Origin of the sequence: uncultured Cardiobacterium sp. (assembly GCF_938028185.1) — a bacterium.
GTDB lineage: Bacteria > Pseudomonadota > Gammaproteobacteria > Cardiobacteriales > Cardiobacteriaceae > Cardiobacterium.
The window spans coordinates 1-2,867 of record NZ_CALJAH010000111.1 but is presented as its reverse complement, the minus strand read 5'-3'; the positions used below and the strand labels follow the sequence as shown (position 1 = coordinate 2,867).

Sequence of the window (2,867 nt, the reverse complement as noted above, 5' to 3'; positions counted from 1 at the left end):
TATGCCCGTGGCGACGGCGTCCCGCGTGACGAAAAAACCGCATTGCAATGGTGGCAGGCCGCCGCCGCCCAGGGCGACCTGGCGGCCAAAAGGGCGCTTGCCAACCACCAGCGCCAAGATCCCACCGCCGCATCGCCGCGTGATGCCATCGCCGAACCACCACGCGACCCTGCTGCCGAAGCCGCCGAATGGCAACGGCGCGCCGAAGCGGGCGACGCCCGGGCGCAGTACCAGCTTTACTTCCGCTACAGCCTGGGTGATGGCGTCAAACAAGACCAGGAAACGGCAAACCGCTGGTTACAACAGGCAGCAGGAAACGGCGACGCCGATGCCCAATACTGGCTGGGCGAGCGCTACTATGACGGCGGGTCGGGTTTCGGGAAAGACCGTGCTGCCGCATTCATGTGGCTGGAAAAAGCCGCCGCACAAGGCGGTCGGGGCGAACAATCCCATGTTGGCTGGCGCTACTATTCCAATGGCGACTACGATAACGCCCGCCGCTGGCTGCAAAAAGCCGCCGACCAGGGCGACAGCACCGCGAAGTTCTATCTGAAAAAAATTGACGGCTTGCAGCACGCCAAACGCCCGCCCGCCCCGGACCACAGCGCCGCCCCGCCGCGCGATGCCGTCGCCGCAACCGCCGAACTACAACGGCGCGCCGAAGCAGGCGATACCGGGGCGCAAGGCCTCCTGCCCTGCTACTACGCCGAGCCAAACGGCGCACGAGCCGAATACCGGCGACAATGCGACGCGGCCCAGGGCGACGCGACCGCCCAAACCCGTCTGGGACGACAATACTACGACAGCGGCGACATCGCCGCCGCCCGACACTGGCTACAACAAGCCGCCGATGGCGGCAGTTTCGTCGTGCCGGACCTGCTCATGATCCAAACCGGACAATGCTTCAAAGACATCTATCCCGTCTTTGAAGCCTTTGACACCTTGCGCCAAAGAGCCAAAGCGGGCGACGCCACCGCCCAATACCGCCTGTCGCTGCGCCACCTTGCAGGCGTTCACCAAAACCGGCGGGAAGCAGACTACTGGCTGCAACAGGCGGCAGAAAACGGCGACCTTGACGCCCAATACTGGCTGGGACAGCACTACTACCACGGCAGCAGCGGCTCCCCCAAAGACCCCAAAACCGCGCACCAATGGCTGGACAAAGCAGCAGCGACGGGCGGACGCGATACCCGCTATCAAGTCGGCATGACCTACTTCAGCGGCGGCGAATACACCACCGCCCGCTACTGGCTACAACGCGCCGCCGCGCAGGACAACCCGCAAGCGCCATCCGTCCTGCGCGCCATTGACGCCCTGACAGCAGAAACCACCCCGCCCGCCGCCGCACTACGACAGGCGGCAGAAGCAGGCAGTGCCAGTGCGCAATACCAACTGGCCCTGCGCTACCGCAAAGGCGAAGGCGTCGCCCAAAACCCGACCGAGGCAGACTACTGGCTGCGGCGTGCCGCCGAACAAGAACATGGCGACGCGCAAATCGCCCTGGCCTTGCGCTACTACGACAACCTGGCGGCCGCCAAATACCACAAAACCGCCACGATGCCGTGGCTGGAAAAAGCCGGCACCAAAGGCGATGCCGCCAGACAGTACCAGGTGGGCATGATCTACCTCGAACACGACAACCGCGTCGATGCCCGCCGCTGGCTGTCTCGCGCCGCCGAGCGGGGCGATGTGGCAGCCGCCGCCGTCTTGCAACTACTCGAAACCGAATACCGCGCCAAACGATACGCGCCCTCCGCCGCCAACGCGACACAAAGCCCCTGATACCCGCTCACCCACCAAAAGCCGGATTGCTCCGGCTTTTTTTCACCACTTGCGATGACACCGTGGACGTCGTTTATCACCGCTATCACGCGCTTTTTGCGGCAACAATGCGTGCGTGTCCGCTGCGCGGCCACACACCCTACGGCTGGCGAATCTCGCCGCTGTCGCGCGATTTTGCAGCGACCACTACTCGCCCCAATGCGCCGTCATGACCTCGCGTGTACCGCCCCAATCCCACGGTAACCATCCGGCTTGTGCATAGCGATGAAACGACGAATACGGCCACTCTTGCACGCGGGCAACAAAGCCATGCTTGACCGGATTGAAATGGACGTAATCCACACAACGCTGCAAATCGGCAGCATCGTGCACGGTGTGTTCATAAAAACGGCGCTGCCAAATACCGCGCTCATGCCGACGCTGTTTGCTGACAGACAGAGCGGCAGACGGAAAATGCGCCGAAAAGCGGGTTTTGATCAGCCGCCAGCGCAAAGAATAATCTGCATCATCCGGCGGTAACGTCCAGACCGCATGAAGATGATTGGGCATGACACAAATGGCAACCGTCCGAAACGGATACCGTTTTTGCGTAACCGCATAAGCGGCACGCAACAGGTCAATATGCGCAACCAACAGGCGCGATTGCGGATGGGCAAGTTTGACGGTGAGAACGTGCCACCGGCGATAAAGTTTCTGCGATAACGGGACATGGATATTAGCTGCTGATGATGAATGAACGTAGGGTGTGTACCGCAGGCACGCACGCGTTTCCCGATGCAAAATTCCCGCGTGCGTGTCCGCTGCGCGGCCACACACCCTACGGCTGGCGAATCTCGCTACTGCCCCGCAATTTCGAGAATTTACGAGTAGGGTGTGTGCCGCAGGCACGCACGCGTTTCCCAATGCAAAATTCCCGCGTGCGTGTCCGCTGCGCGGCCACACACCCTACGGCTGGCGAATCTCGCTACTGCCCCGCAATTTCGAGAATTTACGAGTAGGGTGTGTGCCGCAGGCACGCACGCGTTTCCCAATGCAAAATTCCCGCGTGCGTGTCCGCTGCGCGGCCACACACCCTACGGCTGGCG

The 2,867-nt window shown here is 62.3% G+C and carries 1 protein-coding gene and 1 pseudogene; one reads left to right on the top strand and one right to left on the bottom strand.

The window, feature by feature from the left end:
• The coding region (locus Q0349_RS03535) for a hypothetical protein (RefSeq protein ID WP_298079497.1) at nt 1-1,782 on the top strand (1,782 nt) is incomplete at its 5' end.
• Nucleotides 1,783-1,968: 186 nt separating this feature from the next.
• Here the strand turns inward: Q0349_RS03535 and Q0349_RS03530 are convergent.
• Nucleotides 1,969-2,492: pseudogene (locus Q0349_RS03530) on the bottom strand (transposase).
• Nucleotides 2,493-2,867 lie beyond the last annotated feature (375 nt).